This window comes from Comamonas humi (assembly GCF_054782535.1).
The window spans coordinates 26,338-39,346 of sequence record NZ_BAAGSH010000017.1; the positions used below are offsets into that span (position 1 = coordinate 26,338).

General features: G+C 69.2%; 14 protein-coding genes. 8 read left to right on the plus strand and 6 right to left on the minus strand.

Features of this window, described 5'->3' with window-relative positions:
• Nucleotides 1-28: 28 nt before the first annotated feature.
• Complete coding sequence (locus ACYVKR_RS17590; protein ID WP_460482251.1) at nt 29-856, plus strand: undecaprenyl-diphosphate phosphatase; 828 nt, start codon at nt 29-31, stop codon at nt 854-856.
• A 79-nt stretch (nt 857-935) separates the two neighbouring features.
• Here ACYVKR_RS17590 and ACYVKR_RS17595 read toward each other — a convergent pair whose 3' ends face one another.
• On the minus strand, nt 936-1,799 hold the full coding sequence (locus ACYVKR_RS17595; RefSeq protein WP_460482252.1) for a hypothetical protein: 864 nt from the start codon (nt 1,797-1,799) through the stop codon (nt 936-938).
• 192 nt (nt 1,800-1,991) lie between these two features.
• On the opposite strand from ACYVKR_RS17595, the gene ACYVKR_RS17600 reads away from it, so the two are divergent.
• The 5 genes from ACYVKR_RS17600 to ACYVKR_RS17620 all read left to right on the plus strand — a co-directional run bounded on the left by ACYVKR_RS17600 (nt 1,992) and on the right by ACYVKR_RS17620 (nt 5,963).
• Nucleotides 1,992-2,519, plus strand: a complete 528-nt coding sequence (locus ACYVKR_RS17600; protein ID WP_460482253.1) for a 2,4'-dihydroxyacetophenone dioxygenase family protein — start codon at nt 1,992-1,994, stop codon at nt 2,517-2,519.
• A gap of 2 nt (nt 2,520-2,521) precedes the next feature.
• Entirely contained in the window at nt 2,522-3,253 is a 732-nt protein-coding gene (locus tag ACYVKR_RS17605; RefSeq protein ID WP_460482254.1) for an SDR family NAD(P)-dependent oxidoreductase, read from the plus strand.
• 27 nt (nt 3,254-3,280) lie between these two features.
• Nucleotides 3,281-4,261 carry a tripartite tricarboxylate transporter substrate binding protein gene (locus ACYVKR_RS17610; RefSeq protein WP_460482255.1) on the plus strand — a complete coding sequence of 327 codons (981 nt, stop codon included), beginning with the start codon at nt 3,281-3,283 and terminating at the stop codon, nt 4,259-4,261.
• Between the two features lie 2 nt (nt 4,262-4,263).
• A complete protein-coding gene (locus tag ACYVKR_RS17615) occupies nt 4,264-4,995 on the plus strand; it encodes an SDR family NAD(P)-dependent oxidoreductase (RefSeq protein ID WP_460482256.1) in 732 nt (243 codons plus the stop codon).
• 149 nt (nt 4,996-5,144) lie between these two features.
• On the plus strand, nt 5,145-5,963 hold the full coding sequence (locus tag ACYVKR_RS17620; RefSeq protein ID WP_460482257.1) for an IclR family transcriptional regulator: 819 nt from the start codon (nt 5,145-5,147) through the stop codon (nt 5,961-5,963).
• A 9-nt stretch (nt 5,964-5,972) separates the two neighbouring features.
• Here the strand turns inward: ACYVKR_RS17620 and ACYVKR_RS17625 are convergent, their stop codons facing one another.
• From ACYVKR_RS17625 to ACYVKR_RS17645, 5 genes are all read right to left on the minus strand, one after another.
• Nucleotides 5,973-6,797 (minus strand): peptidase, encoded by an 825-nt coding sequence (locus tag ACYVKR_RS17625; protein ID WP_460482258.1) that lies wholly within the window; start codon nt 6,795-6,797, stop codon nt 5,973-5,975.
• The gene (mutS, locus tag ACYVKR_RS17630) at nt 6,794-9,421 is read right to left on the minus strand and encodes a DNA mismatch repair protein MutS (RefSeq protein WP_460482259.1); all 2,628 of its coding nucleotides are present in this window, start codon (nt 9,419-9,421) and stop codon (nt 6,794-6,796) included. The genes ACYVKR_RS17625 and mutS overlap by 4 nt, the downstream gene beginning before the upstream one ends.
• Nucleotides 9,414-9,680 carry an XRE family transcriptional regulator gene (locus ACYVKR_RS17635; protein ID WP_460482260.1) on the minus strand — a complete coding sequence of 89 codons (267 nt, stop codon included), beginning with the start codon at nt 9,678-9,680 and terminating at the stop codon, nt 9,414-9,416. The genes mutS and ACYVKR_RS17635 overlap by 8 nt, the downstream gene beginning before the upstream one ends.
• A gap of 470 nt (nt 9,681-10,150) precedes the next feature.
• Nucleotides 10,151-10,999, minus strand: coding sequence for an EamA/DMT transporter family protein (locus ACYVKR_RS17640; RefSeq protein ID WP_460482261.1), 849 nt, complete (start codon nt 10,997-10,999; stop codon nt 10,151-10,153).
• A complete protein-coding gene (locus ACYVKR_RS17645; RefSeq protein ID WP_460482262.1) occupies nt 10,996-11,613 on the minus strand; it encodes a nitroreductase family protein in 618 nt (205 codons plus the stop codon). Before ACYVKR_RS17645 ends, ACYVKR_RS17640 begins: the two co-directional genes overlap by 4 nt.
• A gap of 104 nt (nt 11,614-11,717) precedes the next feature.
• Here ACYVKR_RS17645 and ACYVKR_RS17650 point away from each other — a divergent pair, with 104 nt between their 5' ends.
• Complete coding sequence (locus ACYVKR_RS17650; protein WP_460482263.1) at nt 11,718-12,623, plus strand: LysR family transcriptional regulator; 906 nt, start codon at nt 11,718-11,720, stop codon at nt 12,621-12,623.
• A 50-nt stretch (nt 12,624-12,673) separates the two neighbouring features.
• The gene (locus ACYVKR_RS17655) at nt 12,674-12,973 is read left to right on the plus strand and encodes a putative quinol monooxygenase (RefSeq protein ID WP_460482264.1); all 300 of its coding nucleotides are present in this window, start codon (nt 12,674-12,676) and stop codon (nt 12,971-12,973) included.
• The last annotated feature ends 36 nt before the right edge of the window (nt 12,974-13,009 follow it).

The following is a 13,009-nucleotide window of genomic DNA, read 5'->3' on the forward strand; positions in this document are numbered from 1 at the left end:
TTTTTCCTGCATTTGACGAAGGGCGACCGTGGATATCCTGCTGTTAGTGAAAGCCGCCATCATGGGCGTGGTGGAGGGGTTGACCGAGTTCCTGCCCATCTCCTCGACGGGCCACCTGATCCTGGCCGGCAGCCTGCTGGGCTTTGACGACGACAAGGCCAAGGTGTTCGACATCGCCATCCAGACTGGGGCGATCTTCGCCGTCATCCTGGTGTACTGGCACAAGATCCGCGACACGCTGGTGGCCCTGCCCAGCCAGCGCCAGGCGCAGCGTTTTGCGTTGAACGTGATCGTGGGCTTCATCCCGGCCGTGGTGCTGGGGCTGCTGCTGGGCAAGTACATCAAGGCGCATCTGTTCACGCCCGTGGTGGTGGCCACGACCTTCATCGTCGGCGGCTTCATCATCCTGTGGGCCGAAAAGCGCAGCGCGCGCACGGTGCGCGTGCAGACGGTGGACGACATGACGCCGCTCGACGCGCTGAAGGTGGGCCTGGTGCAGTGCCTGGCCCTGGTGCCCGGCACCAGCCGCAGCGGCGCCACCATCATCGGCGGCATGCTGATGGGACTGTCGCGCCAGGCGGCCACCGATTTCTCGTTCTTCCTCGCCATCCCCACACTGATCGGCGCGGGCGCCTACAGCCTGTACAAGGAGCGCGCGCTGCTGAGCTGGGCCGATGCGCCGATGTTCGCCGTCGGCCTGGTGTTCTCCTTCATCAGCGCCTGGCTGTGCGTGCGCTGGCTGCTGCGCTTCATCGCGAGCAACAGCTTCGTGCCGTTCGCCTGGTACCGCATCGCCTTCGGCATCGTGGTGCTGGTGACGGCGCTCACCGGCGTGGTGAGCTGGGCAGAGGCCTGATACCCCACCCGCTGCCCCGTGCGGCACACCTTGCGCCAAGCCCGGTCCATGACCGGGCTTTTTCATTGCACGTTGGGTATCAGCGGGAGGCTGAAGGCTCTTGTGCCACGCCGGGCACGGTGCGCCCGCGCTGCCAGGCCTGTCGGTTATCGCGCGCATCCATGTCCGGCGCCACGGCATCCAGCACCGTGAAGCTGCCCGCATCGGCCTGCGCCAGGGGCTCGCCCTCGTACCACACCTGCCGCGCATCGGCTGCATAGCCGTGCCCCAGGGCGCGCAGCGTGGCCAGGTCGGCGCCGCGCAGGGGGCGCACCACGGGGTGCGGGCCCCGGTTCGGCTGGTTGACTTCGATATGGCCGTGCCAGGCGTGGGCGCGGTCGCGGGCGTAGCTCGGGTCGTCTTCGTTCATCAGCACGAAGCTCGGGCCGTGGCTGCCGGGGATTTCGGTGTGCTCGAAGTAGCCGCGCTGGGCATCGCGCGCAAAGCGGGGGCTGAGGGGCTCGAAGCTGGCCACGTCGCGCACGGCGAAGGGCTGGCCCTGGTCGTAGGCGCGGTGCAGGTCGCGGGCGTAGCCGTGGCCCAGCGGGCGGTAGGTGGCGGCATCGGCGCCGGCAATGGCGGTGGTGCGCAGGTGCTGGTAGGCCCAGTATTCCTGCGCCTTGCGGTAGGTGTCGCAGTAGTAGACCGCGTGCTGGTCACGTGCCTCGTGCTCCGACAGGGCCTCGAAGGTGGCGCCGTCGCTGCCGGCCACGGCGCCATCTCGGTAGTAGCCCTGCCTGGCGTCGCGCGCGAAGTCGGGCGAGAGCGGTTGGAAGGTGGCTGGGTCGGCGGGCGTGAACGCGGTTCCGCCGTAGCTCCAGGCGCCGGTCAGCCCGCGCTGGTAGCCCGCGCCGCTGTCGCAGCCGCCGAGCATGGCCAGGATGCTCAGCAGGAGCATGAACATGCGGATTCGAGGGAGTGGCACGCGCGGCCTTTCTGGGAGGAGCGGTCAGTGTATCGCTGGCCGAAAGGTACGGCCCCAATTCATGGCCGCCGCCGGCGCGGCGGGCGGTCTACGGGTTTTCATGGAATGGACCCAAGCGACCGCGTTTCTACAATTATCCATATTGTAGATATATGTCCATATTGTGGATAAATGCCTGTAGAAACGACCGACCAGACCCCGCTGATGCCCTACCAGTATCCGAACCCGCCGGATGCCTTGCCCGAGATCGTGGTGCAGCACGCCATTCCCACCGACGAGCGCCTGTGGGTGCCGCAGGCCGAGAACGTGTGGTTCCGCCCGCTGTGCCTGAACGCCAGCCAGGGCTACTGGATGAACCTGCTGAAGGTGCGCAAGTCCGGCGTGCTCAGCCGCCACCGCCATCCACAGGCGGTGCACGGCTTCGTGCTCAAGGGGCGCTGGAAGTACCTGGAGCACGACTGGTGGGCCGAGGAGGGCAGCTACGTGTTCGAGCCGCCGGGCGAGACGCACACGCTCTACGTGCCCGAGGACGTGGAGGAAATGATCACCTACTTCCAGGTCAATGGCGTCATGTACTACACCGACCCCTGGGGCAAGGGCATGGGCTTCGAGGACGTGTTCACCAAGATCGACATGTGCCGCAGGCACTTCGAGGCCGTGGGCCTGGGCGCGGACTACGTGAAGCAGTTCATTCGCTAGCCATGGCCGATTGCACCTACGACTTTCGCGGCCGCGTGGCCGTGGTGACCGGCGGCGCTAGCGGCATCGGCGCCGCGGTGGTACAGGCGCTGCGCGAGGCCGGCGCTGCCGTGGCGGTGTGGGACCTGCAGGCGCCGGATGCGGCGCACGAACTGCTGCACTGCGCGGTGGACGTGACCGACCCCGCCACCGTGCGCGCCGCGCTGGCGCAGACGCTGCAGCGCCATGGCCGCATCGACGTGCTGGTCAACAGCGCGGGCATCACCGGGCCGACCCTGCCGCTGGAGGACTTCGACCCCGCCGTGTGGCAGCGCGTGATAGCCATCAACCTGCTGGGCGTGTTCCACGTCTGCCAGGCTGTAGTGCCGCGGATGCGTGGCCAGGGCCAGGGCCGCGTGGTCAACATCGCCTCGCTGGCGGGCAAGGAGGGCACGGCCAACGCCTCGGCCTACAGCGCGGCCAAGGCCGGGGTGCTGGCGCTGACCAAGTCGCTGGGCAAGGAGCTGGCGGGCACGGGCGTGCTGGCCAACGCGATCGCGCCGGCGGCGGTGCGCACGCCCATCCTGGAGCAGATGTCGCCGCAGCACGTGGCCACCATGGTGGCCAAGAGCCCGATGGGCCGGCTGGGCGAGCCGCAGGAGATCGCCGCGCAGGTGCTGTGGCTGGCGTCGGACGCCTGCAGCTTCAGCACCGGCGCGGTGTTCGATGCGTCCGGCGGCCGGGCCACCTACTGAGATTCCAAGACCAACCAAGGAGACAACATGCAGATGCATTCCTCGCGCCGCGGCGCACTCAAGCTGGCGGCGGCCGGCATGGCGGCGCTGGCCGCCTGGAGCGGCGCCGCCGCGGCGGCCGACTTTCCCACGCACCAGGTGGAGCTGATCGTGCCCTTCCAGCCCGGCGGCGGCACCGACGGCGTGGCCCGCGCCTTCGCGGACGCGGCGCGCAAGCACATGCCGCAGAGCGTGGTGGTGCTGAACAAGCCGGGCGCCAGCGGCGCCATCGGCTGGACCGACATGATGAATGCCAGGCCCGACGGCTACAAGCTCGCCGTGGTGACGGTGGAGTTGGTCACCCTGAAGCCCATGGGCCTGGCCAAGTTCGGCTACGACGACGTGCAGCCCATCATCCAGTTCAACGCCGACCCGGCCGCCATCACCGTGCGTGCCGACGCGCCGTGGAACACCATCGAGGAGTTCCTCGCCGCGGCGAAGAAGGACGCCGGCAAGGTCGGCGTGGGCAACGCCGGCAACGGCTCCATCTGGCACTTTGCCGCGACCGCGCTGGGCCAGAAGACCGGCATCCAGTTCAACCACATCCCCTACCAGGGCGCGGGCCCGGCCGTGCTGGCGCTGCTCGGCGGCCATGTGGACGCGGTGGCCGTGAGCCCGGCCGAGGTGGCGCAGCAGCTCAAGGGCGGCAAGCTGAAGATGCTGGCCGTGATGGCCGACCAGCGCGTGAAGAACTTCGACCAGGTGCCCACGCTGAAGGAGAAGGGCATCGACCTGAGCATCGGCACCTGGCGCGGCATCGCCGGCCCGAAGAAGATGCCGGCCGAGGTGCTGGGCTACCTCAAGGCCATGGCCCAAAAGACCGTGGACGAGCCCGCCTTCCGCGAGGTGCTGGACAAGCAGAACCTGGGCTTCGTCTACGCCGACGACCAGGGCTTTCGCGACCGCATGGCCAAGGACAGCGTGTTCTTCGCCGACCTGGTCAAGTCCCTCGACCTGAAGAGCAACTGAGCATGCCCATGGAAGAAACCTACCGCCAGGACCTGTTCGCCGGCAAGACCGCGCTGGTGACCGGCGCCACGCAGGGCATAGGCGCGGTGATCGCCAACCACTTCGCGGCGCTGGGCGCCCGCGTGGTGGCGCTGGGCCTGGGGCCGGGCGACGGCACGCTGGACGCCGCCGTGCAGGTGCGCCAGGCCGACGTGACGCGCCAGGCCGACGTGGACGAGGCGCTCGCCGATCTGCCGCAGCTCGACATCGTGTTCAACTGCGCCGGCATCATCCAGCGCGGCGCCGAGCACGAGCTGGACGTCTTCCAGCGCGTGCTGGACGTGAACCTCACCGGCACCATGCGCGTGTGCTCGGCCGCGCGCGGCAAACTCCAGGCCACGCGCGGCTGCATCGTCAACACCGCGTCGATGCTCACCTTCTTCGGCGGCAGCCTGGTGCCGGGCTATGCCGCGAGCAAGGGCGGCGTGGGGCAACTGACCAAGTCGCTGGCCATTGCCTATGCGGCCGACGGCATCCGCGTCAACGCCATCGCGCCGGGCTGGATCGCCACGCCGCTGACCCAGGCACTGCAGGACGACCCGGCGCGCGCCGGCCCCATCCTGGCGCGCACGCCGCTGGCCCGCTGGGGCACGCCGGGCGACGTGGCCCGGGCCGCGGTCTTCCTGTGCACGCCGGCCGCCAGCTTCATGACCGGCGTGATCCTGCCGGTGGACGGCGGCTACATGGTGAGCTGATCAAAAATGAGAGCTGCTTGCGCTTGCTGCACAAGCTTCTTTGATTGAAATATATCTGAATAGGCCATGCAGCAAGCGCCAGCCGCTCCTTTTTTTGAGAGTGCCGCCTGGGGTTCAGCGCAGGCTTTGTCCGGTATCCTCCAGCCTGTATGACCTCGCGCACTACGCCTTCCCCCGCTGCCGGCGACAACGGCGTTGCCGGCACCGCGGCCTTCTCCAAGTTCATGCGCGTGCTGCAGCTGGTGGCGGACAGCCCCGAGCCCGTCGGTATCGCCGACATGGCGCGCGCCACCGGCTTTCCGCGGCCCACGGTGCATCGCATCGTCGCCGCGCTGGAGGCCGAGCGCATGCTGGTCGAGGCGGGCGGCAGCCGCAGCTGGACGCTGGGGCCGCGCCTGATCCAGCTCGCCAGCCGCAGCTGGAGCCGCTCGGGCCTGCGCCTGGCGGCGCTCGACGCGCTGCGCGCGCTGCGCGACGAGACCGGCGAGACCATCCACTTCGCCGTGCCCTCGGGCCACAGCATGGTCTACATCGAGAAGCTGGAGAGCCCGAGCGCGGTGCAGATGGCCTCGCGCATAGGCACCAGCGTGTGCCTGCACTCCACGGCCGTGGGCAAGGCCTACCTGGCGGCGCTGGCGCCCGGGGCGGCCTCGGCGCTGATCGCGCAGCTGAACTACGAGCGGCAGACCCCGCAGACCGTGGCCGGCCCCGAGGCGCTGGCGCAGCAGCTCGCGCAGGTGCGCGCGCAGGGCTGGTCGACCGACGCGCAGGAGAACGAGGACGGCATCCACTGCTTTGGCGGCGCGGTGCTGGGGCCGAACGGCCAGCCGGTGGCCGCCATCAGCGTCAGCACCCTGGTCTTCCGCCAGAAGGGCGACGTGCAGGCCAGCTACATCCAGCCGCTGCTGCGCGCCTGCGCGGCCATCGGCCAGCAGATCGCGCAGAACCCCAATCTCGTCAACGCGTGACGGCAGCGGCTACAGCATCACCTGCGAATCGGTGATCTTCTTGACCGGCCGGGCCACGCCACCGCCGGGCTGGATCGAGTTGGGGCCGCCGCCCTGGCCCCAGCGCGGGTCGTCGATGCTGTCGAAGGCCTCGCGCAGCTTGCCGCCCCACACGCTGCGCACCATGCGGAAGTAGTCGTTGTTCTCGTCGATGCAGGCGATCTGGTCGCAGGCGAGCGCATTGGCCTCGTAGACCACCAGGTCCAGCGGCAGGCCCACCGAGAGGTTGGACTTGAGCGTGCTGTCCATCGACACCAGCGCGCACTTGGCGGCCTCGGCCAGCGGCGTGGCGGGGGTGAGCACGCGGTCGAGCACGGGCTTGCCGTACTTGGCCTCGCCGATCTGGAAGTAGGGCGTCTCGGCCGTGGCCTCGATGAAGTTGCCGGCCGAGTAGACCTGGAACAGGCGCACGCCCTCGCCGGCGATCTGGCCGCCGAAGAGCAGGCTGCAGTTGAACTCCACGCCCGAGCGCGCCAGCGCCTCGCCGTCGCGCTGCTGGATGTGGCGCACCGCGCTGCCCAGCACGCGGGCGGCGTCGAACATGCTCTTGGCGTTCCAGATGCTGATCGGCGGGCCGCCGTTCTCGTCGGGGATCTGCTCGGTCTGCAGGATCTCGCGCACCGATTGCGAGATCGACAGGTTGCCGGCCGACAGCAGCACCATGAAGCGCTCGCCGGCCTTCTCGTAGACCATCATCTTGCGGAAGGTGCTGATATGGTCCAGCCCCGCGTTGGTGCGGGAGTCGGAGAGGAACACCAGCCCGGCGTTGAGCTTGACGGCGACACAGTAGGTCATGATTTCTCGGCGAGTCGTTTCAGGGTGTAGAGCACATCGAGTGCGTCCCGGGGCGTGAGTGTATCGGGTTGCAGCTCGCGCAGCTGCGCCTCGACGGCGCTGGGCGTGGGGGGAATCTCGCTGCTGGCCGGCTCGGCGAACAGGTCGACCTGCGCCTCGCCGGCCTGCTGGCGCTCCTCCAGCGCCGACAGCGCGTGGCGCGCATGCGTGAGCACCGGCGTGGGCATCCCTGCCAGCTTGGCCACCTGGATGCCGTAGCTGCGGCTGGCCGGGCCAGGCTGCAGCTCGTGCAGGAAGACGATGTCGGCCCCGGCCTCGGCCGCGGTCACGTGCATGTTGATGGCGTGGCGCGCGCGCGCGGGCAGCTCGGTCAGCTCGAAGTAGTGCGTGGCGAACAGCGTGAGCGCGCGCGTCTTGTCGTGCAGGTGCGTGGCGATGCCGCTGGCCAGGGCCAGCCCGTCGAAGGTGCTGGTGCCGCGGCCGATCTCGTCCATCAGCACCAGGCTGTAGGGCGTGGCCGCGTGCAGGATCTGCGCGGCCTCGGTCATCTCCATCATGAAGGTGGACTGCGCGTTGGCCAGGTCGTCGGCCGCGCCGATGCGGGTGTGGATCGCGTCGATGGGCCCGAGCCGGCAGCGGCTGGCCGGCACGTAGCTGCCCATGCTGGCGAGCAGCGCGATCAGCGCCACCTGGCGCATGTAGGTCGACTTGCCGCCCATGTTGGGGCCGGTGATGATCTGCAGCCGCTGCTGCGTGGACAGCCGCGTGTGGTTGGCGATGAACGAGGCGTTCGAGGTCTCGGCCAGCCGCGCCTCGACCACCGGGTGGCGGCCGTTGTCGATGTCGATGCAGGGCTCGGGCACGAACTGCGGCGCGCACCAGTTGAGCGTGAGCGAGCGCTCGGCCAGCGCGCACAGCACGTCGAGCGCGGCGATGGAGTGCGCCAGGCGCGAGAGCGCGGGCACGTGCGGCTGCAGCTCGTCGAGCACCTGCTCGTACAGCCACTTCTCGCGCTGCAGCGCGCGCTCCTGCGCCGACAGGGCCTTGTCTTCGAAGGTCTTGAGCTCGGGCGTGATGTAGCGCTCGGCGTTCTTCAGCGTCTGGCGGCGGCGGTAGTCGTCGGGCACGCGGCCGGTGTAGCTGCTGGTGACCTCGATGTAGAAGCCGTGCACCTTGTTGAACTGCACGCGCAGGTTGGGGATGCCGGTGCGCGCCTTCTCGCGCGTCTCCAGCTCCAGCAAAAAGCTGTCGCAGTTGTTCTGGATGCCGCGCAGCTCGTCCAGCTCGGCGTCGAAGCCGCTGGCGATCACGCCGCCGTCGCGCACCAGCGCGGCCGGCTCCTCGGCGATGGCGGCGGCCAGCAGCTCCTGCGCGGCGGCGGGCGGCACCAGGTGCTGGAAGATTTCAGCCAAAAGCGGCGTCGGGGCAGACCGGTTGTGCGCAAGCTGCTCTGCTTTTTGCAGCGTCTTGCCTAGCGCCAGCAGCTCGCGCGGGCGCACCTGGCGCAGCGCGACGCGGGCGGTGATGCGCTCCACGTCGGCCACGCCCTTGAGTTCGGTGCGCAGCAGCTGCCATGGCGCGGCCGTGCGGTTGCTGGCGTTGCCGCGCAGGGCCGTCACGGCTTCGAGCCGCTCCATCGCATCGCGGCGCTCGCGGCCGGGCTCCAGCATCCAGCTCTTCATCAGCCGGCTGCCCATGCCGGTCTGGCAGGTGTCGAGCAGCGAGAACAGCGTGGGGCTGTCGTCGCCGCGCAGGGTCTTGACCAGCTCCAGGTTGCGGCGCGTGGCCAGCGGCAGGTTGATGAGCGCATCGCCCTGCACCACGCGGATGCTCTGCACGTGCGACAGCGCGCGGCCCTGGGTGTGCTCGGCATAGCTCAGCAGCGCGGCGGCCGCGGCGTGGGCGAGCTTCAGGTCCTGAGCGTTCCAGGCGTTGAGCGTGAGCGCGCCGAGCTGCTCGCGCAGCTTGCGCTCGCCCAGCTTCTCGTCGAACTGCCAGTCGGGCCGCAGCGCCAGCGGGCACTGGAACACGCCCTGGGTGCGCAGCTGGTACAGCTCCTGCTCGAAGCGCTGGCTGGCGCCGGCGCTGTAGGCGATCTCGCTGGGCGCGATGCGCGACAGCCAGCCGGCCAGGTCTTCCTGCACGCACTCGGCCAGGTACACGCGGCCCTGGGTCACGCTCAGCCAGGCCAGGCCGCAGCGCGCACGGCTGCCCTGGTGCACCGTCAGCAGCATGGACTCGGACTTGTCGCTCATCAGCTCGCTGTCGGTCACCGTGCCGGGCGTGACCACGCGCACCACCTTGCGCTCCACCGGGCCCTTGCTGGCGCCCACTTCGCCCACCTGCTCGCAGATGGCCACCGATTCGCCGAGCTTGATCAGCTTGCCCAGGTAGCCTTCGAGCGCGTGGAAGGGCACGCCCGCCATCGGAATCGGCTTGCCGGCCGACTGGCCGCGCTGGGTGAGCGTGATGTCGAGCAGCCGCGCGGCCTTCTCGGCATCGTCGTAGAACAGCTCGTAGAAATCCCCCATGCGGTAGAACAGCAGGTTATTGGGATGGTCCGCTTTTGCGGCTAGATACTGGACCATCATGGGCGTGTGCGAGGAAACGTCTGTTTTACTCATTCCTGTCAATCATTGATGCGTGCTTTGCCAGCGGCGGCAGGGCGGGGCCGTGCAGCAGCCATTGGCCGGTCTTGAGCATGAACAGCTCGAACAGGCCCGGGGGCATGGCACGGTCGCCGGCTTCCCATTGCTGCCATGCGCGCAGCGAGGCCCTGACGGTCAGCGCCGCTTCCGTCTGGGTCAGGCCCGCGGCAAGACGGGCTTCACGGATGGCGGCGGGAGCAGGGCTTTCCGGCTTGGCGGGGAGGGGCTGGGGCATGGGCGGCGGGCGCGGGCGGTGCCGCGTATTATCCGCTCAATGCGCGTATGAAAATTCGTCGGATGCGAACCGCGCGGAGCGCACCGCCATGCGGGCCATGCACGAGCGCGTCCAGGTCGATGCTGCGGTTGGGCAGATCCAGCGCGTGCGTGAAGCCCAAAGGAGGTGGAGCGGCTGCTCCGATGAACGGAGGGGCGCCTGTGCCCAGGGCTGGAGCCTGCCTTGCTGCAGGGGCGGTCAGGCAGGATCGTGGAAAAAAATGCGTGGCTGTGGCGGACCAGTGGCTGGCAAAAAGCGGTCAACGGGCTGGAGTGGCTAGCCCATTGACTGCCCCACGATGAGAACCTTGGAGCACAGCGGCAATCGCTGCGATCCAGGGTGCATCATAAATCAAAATGAGAATCATTATCAATAAATGACCCTCATCGCTATCTGGTCTGCGGCGGACCTTGCTCCGCAGGAGCGGGCGCTCAGTGGCTGGCGCGCTGGCTGAGCCAGATGCTGCCGATGACCAGGGCGATGCCGGCGATCTGCGCCAGGTTCAGCGCCTGGCCGAGGAACACCCAGCCGAGCAGCACCGCCGTCAGCGGGCTCAGGAACAGCAGCGACGACACCACCGGTGGCGCCAGCTTGGCAATGCCGCGGAACCAGAGCGCATAGGTCAGCGCCGCGCCGACCAGGCCCAGCCAGGCCAGGCCCAGCAGGTTGGAGGCCGTGGGCACCGGCAGCGCGGGATCGAGCAGCGCCACGACCGGCACCAGCAGCAGGCCGCCCGCGGTCAGCTGCCAGGCGGTGAAGGCGAGCGGCGACACCGGTGGCTGCCATTTGCGCGACAGCGTGACGCCCAGTGCCATGGACAGGGCGCCGGCCAGGCCGGCGGCAACGCCGACCGGATCCAGCGCGGCGCTGGGGGTGAGCACCAGCAGCGCCACGCCGCCCATGCCGACCAGGGCGCCTGCCACCGCCAGCGGCCGCAGCCGCACTGACAGCAGCGCCGCCGCCAGGAAGACGACGATCAGCGGCTGGGCCGAGAGCACCGTGCCCGCCACGCCGCCCGGCAGCCGGTAGGCCGCGACGAACAACATGCTCAGGAAGATCGAGATGTTGAGCGCGCCGAGGACGAAGGCGCGCAGCCACCACACGCCGGTGGGCAGCTGGCGCACGATGGCGAGCAGCAGCAGCCCGGCGGGCAGGGCGCGCAGCAGGGCGACGGTCATCGGCGCGAAGCCCGCGAGAAACTCGGTCGACACGATGTAGGTGCTGCCCCAGACGATGGGCGCGATGGCCGTCAGCAGCAGGTCGGGCAGGGCGCGCTTCATGCTATTTGCAGGACCTCGGCCAGCGGGCGGCGGGGCTTTTGCGGCCAGTTGCCCGGTGCGGCGCGCCCCACGGGCAGCAGCATGACGGGCAGCTCGCCTTCGGCCAGGCCGAATTCGCGCGATACGGCCTCGGCGTCGAAGCCGACCATCGGGCCGGACGCCAGGCCCAGGGCCGCGGCGGCATGCATCAGCGTGGCCGCGCCCAGCGTGGCCGAGCGGATGGCTTCGTCGCGCGCGGCCTCGGGGTCGCCGGCATATTTGGCGTGCACGCTCTGCTGCCAGTCATCCGCCATCGCCGAGGGCATCAGGCCGGTGGCGACGAAGGGGCGCAGCCGGTCGGCCAGGCTCGCGGCATCGGGCCGGAGGCCGCAGACGATGAAGATCACGGCCGCGTCGGCTACCTTGGCCTGGCCGTAGGCCAGCGCGCGCAGCTGTGCCTTGGCCTCGGGCGTGCGCACGGCGATGAAGCGCCAGTTCTGCAGGTTGTAGGCCGTGGGCGCCCGCGTGGCCAGGCGCACCAGGGTTTCGATCTCGGCGTCCGCCAGGGTGTGGAGCGGGTCGAAGCGGTTGGCGGAAACGCGCTGCTCGATGAGGGCGATGCTGGGGTGGGACATGCGTTGGTTCTCGGGTGATGGGATGGAGGTATCGTAGATAATTCACCTATTCGAGACAATGAAGAGAATGGTTAATTCATTATTAGCCATTGGAGAATAATTGCATGGACCGCTTCACGGCATTGCAGGTCTTTCGGCAGGTGGCGGAGCGCGGCAGCTTTGCCGAGGCCGGGCGAAAGCTGGGCCTGTCCCCGCCCGCCATCAGCAAGAACGTGGCCGAGCTGGAAGCGCAGCTGGGCGTGCGCCTGATCCACCGCACGACGCGGCGCATGGCGCTGACCGAGGAGGGGCGGACCTACCTGGAGCATGTGACCCGCGGCCTCGATGCGCTGGCCGAGGCCGAGGCCGCGCTCTCTTCCGCCCAGACGGCGCCCATAGGCACGCTGCGGGTGAGTGCGCCGATGACGGTCACGCTCACGCGGCTTTCCGAGGCGATCCCCGGCTTCCTGGCGAGCCATCCCGGCCTGAAGCTGGAGCTGCACCTCGACGACCGCCGCGTGGACATCATCCGCGAAGGCTTCGACCTGGCGATACGCGGCTACCGCAGCCCCGAGGATTCCACGCTGATTGCCCGCAGGCTGGGGGCCATGCCGCATGTGCTGTGCGCGGCGCCCGCGTATTTCGCGGCCCATGGCAGGCCGCAGGCGCCGGCGGAGCTGAAGGCGCTGGACCATGTCCGCTTTCCCTACGGCGCGAACGCCGATACCTGGGAGTTCCGCAAGGATGGGCGCATGGAGCGCATTGCCGTCCAGGCGCGCTACTCGGTTTCGTCGAGCCTGGCGGTGCGCGATGCCTTGCGTGCCGGCTTCGGCGTCAGCCTGATCCCGCTGTCCTATGTGGAGGACGACCTGAAGGCCGGACGGCTGGAGGTGGCGCTGGACGACTGGGCCACGGCGGAGGTGGCCCATTACGCGGTCTACCCCACGCGCCAGCACCTGGCTCCGAAGATCCGGGTGTTCGTGGATTTCCTGGTGCGGCAGTTCGCGCGTGGTGGCGCGGGCAATGGCTGAACGGGATGGGTAATGGTTTGCAATGATTGGGAATAACAGGGAGAGAAGGAATGCTGCTGATCGTCGGAACCGTGCGGTTGCCTGCCGAGAACCTGGACCGTGCCAGGCCCGCCATGCGGGCCATGGTGGAGGCCTCGCGCGCCGAGCCAGGCTGCCTGGAATACGGCTACGCCGAGGACGTGCTGGTACCCGGCCTGGTCCATGTGAAGGAGCTGTGGCGCGACCAGGCTGCGCTGGATGCGCATTTCGCCTCCACGCACATCGCCGCGTGGCGCGCGGCCTGGCCGGCGCTGGGCATAGGCGACCGGGACCTGCGGGTGCACGAGGTGGGCGAGCCGCGCCGCACCTGAGGCCGCCTTACGATCCGTTGCAGGCGGCCTTGCGGC